The 4,777-nt window shown below is 55.9% G+C and carries 7 protein-coding genes; 3 read left to right on the top strand and 4 right to left on the bottom strand.

The window, feature by feature from the left end; all coding sequences use genetic code 11:
- Positions 1 to 228 precede the first annotated feature (228 nt).
- Entirely contained in the window at positions 229 to 483 is a 255-nt protein-coding gene (locus tag ABSG47_RS20215; protein WP_424172160.1) for a hypothetical protein, read from the bottom strand.
- Between the two features lie 159 nt (positions 484 to 642).
- Between ABSG47_RS20215 and ABSG47_RS20210 the strand changes: the two genes are divergently transcribed.
- Both ABSG47_RS20210 and ABSG47_RS20205 read left to right on the top strand, forming a co-directional pair.
- On the top strand, positions 643 to 834 hold the full coding sequence (locus tag ABSG47_RS20210) for a type II toxin -antitoxin system TacA 1-like antitoxin (RefSeq protein ID WP_424172157.1): 192 nt from the start codon (positions 643 to 645) through the stop codon (positions 832 to 834).
- Positions 835 to 1,263: 429 nt separating this feature from the next.
- The gene (locus tag ABSG47_RS20205) at positions 1,264 to 1,977 is read left to right on the top strand and encodes a DNA methyltransferase (protein ID WP_424172154.1); all 714 of its coding nucleotides are present in this window, start codon (positions 1,264 to 1,266) and stop codon (positions 1,975 to 1,977) included.
- A gap of 289 nt (positions 1,978 to 2,266) precedes the next feature.
- On the opposite strand, the gene ABSG47_RS20200 is transcribed toward ABSG47_RS20205, so the two are convergent.
- Both ABSG47_RS20200 and ABSG47_RS20195 read right to left on the bottom strand, forming a co-directional pair.
- On the bottom strand, positions 2,267 to 2,644 hold the full coding sequence (locus tag ABSG47_RS20200; RefSeq protein WP_424172151.1) for a zinc-binding dehydrogenase: 378 nt from the start codon (positions 2,642 to 2,644) through the stop codon (positions 2,267 to 2,269).
- Positions 2,593 to 2,844: a hypothetical protein gene (locus ABSG47_RS20195; protein WP_424172149.1), complete on the bottom strand. Its 252-nt coding sequence runs from the start codon at positions 2,842 to 2,844 to the stop codon at positions 2,593 to 2,595. The genes ABSG47_RS20200 and ABSG47_RS20195 overlap by 52 nt, the downstream gene beginning before the upstream one ends.
- A 733-nt stretch (positions 2,845 to 3,577) precedes the next feature.
- Here ABSG47_RS20195 and ABSG47_RS20190 point away from each other — a divergent pair.
- Positions 3,578 to 4,195, top strand: coding sequence for a tyrosine-type recombinase/integrase (locus ABSG47_RS20190; RefSeq protein ID WP_424172146.1), 618 nt, complete (start codon positions 3,578 to 3,580; stop codon positions 4,193 to 4,195).
- 402 nt (positions 4,196 to 4,597) lie between these two features.
- Here ABSG47_RS20190 and ABSG47_RS20185 read toward each other — a convergent pair.
- Positions 4,598 to 4,777, bottom strand: a 180-nt coding sequence (locus ABSG47_RS20185) for a hypothetical protein (RefSeq protein WP_424172143.1), incomplete at its 5' end; no start/stop codon positions are given.

Raw genomic sequence — 4,777 nt, 5'->3', positions numbered from 1 at the left:
GAACGGCAGAGACCCTCGAACAAGCCATCGCAGACCATCTTCCAGACATCAGGCCTCAAGACGCTCAAGCATGGTTCAGAACGCCATTTCATCCTATATAGCTATGAGGAATACGCTCTAAGGGTCAACTCGCGGGTTTCGGTCAGATTGTCGGCCATTCGGAAGTTGGCCCACGACCGAAAAGGCAACCGATTATGGGTCATCTCGAAACAGACGAAAATCCCCGCGTTATGCCAGGTGCTCCGAAGTAGAGAGCACCTGAACTTTCCCGAGAACCTTCAACTCCATGATCTCCGAACCCGGCTGACGGCTTCGCACATAAGCGATCACTTCCTCGATGCTGAGTGCCGCGAACATCTCTGTCGAAACAGCGGTTGTGTTCTCCTCGGCGTTTCTCTTGCCTTTAAGTTCAAACAGAAGCGATCGGCGTGGAACCGACCGCTCCGGCGACGAACCAGACTCTCGATCCCTGCTCTTTGTCATAACACCCCCCATCAACGGTAAAAGTGCGGCGCCCGGCTCCCATCAATAGCGAATCGGACGCCGCCAATAAGGTAGCTCCACCCCTGGAGCCACCAACTCGTGCAAACAATGTGTTGGATAGTACCTCCATTGTGCAGTGCGGTAGTACCATAAAATCCGGTGACCAAAAAGGAACACATTCCTTCCCGGCGCACCGGCAAGTCCCCACTTGGAGCGAAAGTGTTCTCCTACTACACCCAGGAAGAACGTCGGTTGCTGGAGAAGGCGGCGAAACTGGAACGCCGCAGCCTCAGCAGCTTTGTCGCCCTTGCCGCGCTTCAACAGGCGCAACGGACCATCGCCGGTAAATAAGCGCCCATACAAACGGCCACCGAACTTCCGGATTCGTAATGCTACCATTATGCAGTGTTGATGCCTGCGACTGCGCGATTATGCCCGCTATGATGATGCCTGCACGATAACTAACCCAGCCGAATTGTAAGCACCGGATATTACAGCTTGATGTGTGCTGACAGCGCTGTATCGATCCCCTGTTGTCCTGCGTGTTCTCTCAGGCACCGCGAGAGAAAGACGGACTGCGCCCGGCGACACTGCGCGGCTCTGCTTTTTCGGCTTTCAGAAAATCTTTTCTGCAAGAACCCGCAGAGAGCGCGGAAAAGGGAAAAGATTTTCCGAACCTTCCGAAAAAGCGCGGCTGGGTCTTGGGAGCAGCCCCTCTCTCGCGCCCTTGCGGGAGGGTGTCCTGAGAGATCACTCCGGGACCACAAAGGAGATCAAAACATGCAAGCGCAAACGTCAACTCAGCATCCGTTGCTCAATACCATCACGCAAGGCAACTGCATCGACGTCATGAGGCAGATGCCCGCGAACAGCGTCGATTTCATCCTCACCGATCCGCCGTATCTGGTGAACTACCGCGACCGGAGCGGACGCACCATACAGAACGATGCGAACGCTGACTGGCTCAAGCCCGCGATGCGGGAAGCGTACAGGGTTCTGAAGCAGGACAGAGTAGCGATCATGTTCTACGGCTGGACGAAGGTCGATGCTTTCTTCGACGCATGGAAGGCTGCGGGTTTTCGGCCTGTTGGACACCTCGTGTTCCGTAAGACCTATAGCTCAAAAAGCAGGTTCCTCAGCTACCAGCATGAGCAGGCATATCTGCTGGCGAAGGGCAGGCCGCCGCTGCCGAAGCAGCCACTGGCAGACGTAATGGATATGCCCTACAGCGGCAACAAGCTGCATCCGACGCAGAAGCCGGTAGCAGCATTGGTTCCTCTGATTCGCAGCTTCTCACTCCCAGGAGAGTTGATACTCGATCCCTTCGCGGGCAGCGGCAGTTCCTGCGCGGCAGCGTTGCTGACGGGTCGCAGGTATAGCGGGATTGAACTGGATTCCGAGTATTTCCATCAGGCGTCGGAACGGATAGCCCGCGTAAGAGGGAGGATCGCCGCCAGGCGGTCTTCCCAGGAACTCATTCCCACCTTGCGGTGAGTGTACCCGCGTGCCCGCCGCGCCTCAAGGCTACCTCATTTCTGAGTTGTGACTCTCGCGGCCTTGACCCGCACCGTGCCCGCGGATCTCTTGCCTCACATGGTGGAAATGAGCATACGTGTCTCCGACCAGGCCGATATGAGGGGCCGTTTCGCTGTCTGCTTGTGCGAGTGCCAATGCACGAGTCAGATCGTGAGGAGGCAGCAGTGGATTTGTGAGTGTCGATTCAGCCATGTGATTTCTCCTTGGATATCCAGTTGATCTTGTCGATGGCTCCGCGTGCTCTATTTCAGGAAGCCGCAAGCGTGAAGACGATTTTGCCGATGGCACTCCCCGACGGCCTCTTCGCCCAGATGGTTTTCGGATTCCAAAGGGTTTCTGCATGGTCGATCAATGGCACGACGTTTCCCGTCGCCACGCGCTCCGCGAAGTCTTTGAAGCCTTCGGTTGTGACTTTGGTCTGTACGAAGAAACCCTGAATGCCATGCTTCTCGCACTCCTGAGGGTCGGGAGGCTGATTGAACGTGACGATGATGCCACCGCGCTTGACCATGGAATAGGAGCGTGCGAGTACTTCGCCGCCCACCAGATCAAGCACCGCATCAACCGGCTCAATTACGTCTTCGAACCGCTCCTGCGTGAAGTCGATGACGCGATCGGCACCCAACCGAAGAAGCGTACCTTCGCAACCGTGCCGGTGAAGAGGGTTTGCATAGCTGTGAATCCCGTATCGAACGGCGACTGCGCCAGGGCAAGCGCCGGGAAGAGGATCAGTAGGGTGAAGAGGGTAAGGCTGGGGCATATCCGGCGCAGGCTGGCACTGAGGACAGTCTGAAACCGACGTGTGGGCGTGAGAACGGCGATCATCGGCACCTCCAACGGCTCGAACTTTTGCCGTTATGTGTCGGAAGGTAGCTCGCGCCTTCTCGTCTGTCCAAGACTTCCTGTCTATGCCGCCATAGTCTTTATCTATGGATGTCCCAGGCAATGAGAGCAGAATCCAGCGATCCACGGCAGCCCAGCGGATTCCTTTGAAGCAGTGGGCTGTATAACCCGTTTCGACGGTCAGCCTCGCGGAACCCGGAGGCGTCGGGATTCATCAGTCATCAGCGAGTGCGGAAGTCGATGAGTGCCTCTGCGATTTGCACCAGTCCAGAAACACTCCAAGCGAAATCGACGTTGTGGGGACTTGCGACTCTGCGAATGGCTGGCCTTATCTATCTGGAAAGTTCTGGCCTACAGCATTCGAGATTAGGGTTCTGCAGAAAAGCAGCCCGCAATGAGCCTATTCACAAAATCCCCAAACACTTGCTCCATGTGGCTCACACCAAATTGATCACATCTATGCTATTTCCAAGGCTCTCTCTTGCCAGTTCGACGATACGCGAGTGGTGAGTGAACAAGATTGGTTGAACCTTTGGAGCAATCGTAGCGAGCGCCTTCAGGCCCGCTGCTGCCCGTCTGTCGTCGAAGCTAGTCAAAAGGTCATCGCCGATAAAAGGCATCGGCTCTGCGTTGCCGGCATACTCTTCGAGGTAAGCGAGACGTAAACCCTATTACGCATGTGCGTCAGAGCGCAAAGCGGCAGAAGGTTCCGGTTGTGTTGAACGTCGCGCAGCTCAGATCGCTGCTCGAACATCTCAAGGAGCCGGGTAAGACTGCCGTGCTCCTGGACATTCTCACCGGCCTGCGAGTGAGTGAGCTGCTGGCATTGAAATGGTCTGATGTGGATTTCGAGAACCTTGAACTGCACGTCACCCGTTCCATTGCTCTTCAGCACGTTGGTCCGTGTAAAACGGAAGCATCACAGAAACCGGTCCCGCTCGATCCCGAGCTGGCCGAGGTTCTTCTGTTGTGGCGCAGACGGTCGCCCTACCCGATGGATGAGGACTGGGTATTTGCCAGTCCAGCCAGCAGAGGAGAGCTTCCGTACTGGTCCTTTTCCATTTTCCGCGTGTACATTCGGCCTGCTCTCAAGGCGGCCGAGATCACCGGAAAAGTGGGATGGCACACGTTCCGCCATTCCTACGCGACGATCTTGAAGTCGCATGGTGAGGACGTGAAAACCGTGCAGGAGTTGTTGCGACATGCCAACAGTAGCGTGACCATGAACCTCTACGCGCAGGCGGTAACGGACATCAAGCGCAGCGCGCAGAGCAAAGTGGCGAGGCTGGTTTTCAAGTCTGATAAGGGTCCAGCGGAAGATCGAAGTTCTTAATGGACCTTTTCGGACCGGCGGCGGAGTTGGGGATTTCGTCTAAGTCTTTTGTTTTGTTGGCGTCCCCGACGGGATTTGAACCCGTGTTATCGCCGTGAAAGTAACCTGACAACTCGCAACATTAACGCACTGCTGAGAACCAGAATGCATCGGTGAGAATCCTAGCAACATTAACGAACAGCTTAAATGCTCCGCAACTGTCCGCGAACTAGGCTCCGGGTCGCGAGCGGCCGGGAAGTCTAGCCCAAAGCTGCCATATTGTAGCCGAGGGTTAAAATCCGGACAGCCGGACATCAGGCTGTCCTTCGGAAACTCGGAAATTTGGAGAAGGCAATGAGAGTCGAAAAGCCGGTTCACTTGTATTGGGTCACCGTTCCGGATGATCTCCATTTCCCGCGCCAGTCACGAGGCCACGGTCTTCACCGACGACATGACCAAACTTAGCCCGCAGCTCAGCGCCGATGTCTCGAAAACCTCTGCTCTGGAAGTCAGCGCATCGCAGCCTATGGCCCAAGGAATCAGCATGGGAATCTGACTGCGGCAATCCGCAGAATAGAGGCCGGATTGGCCTCCATAACCTCC

The sequence above is a fragment of the Occallatibacter sp. genome (assembly GCF_049510455.1).
Taxonomy (GTDB): domain Bacteria; phylum Acidobacteriota; class Terriglobia; order Terriglobales; family Acidobacteriaceae; genus Telmatobacter.
Note: the sequence above shows the minus strand (reverse complement) of the source record. Positions and strands in the feature narration are given on the sequence as shown.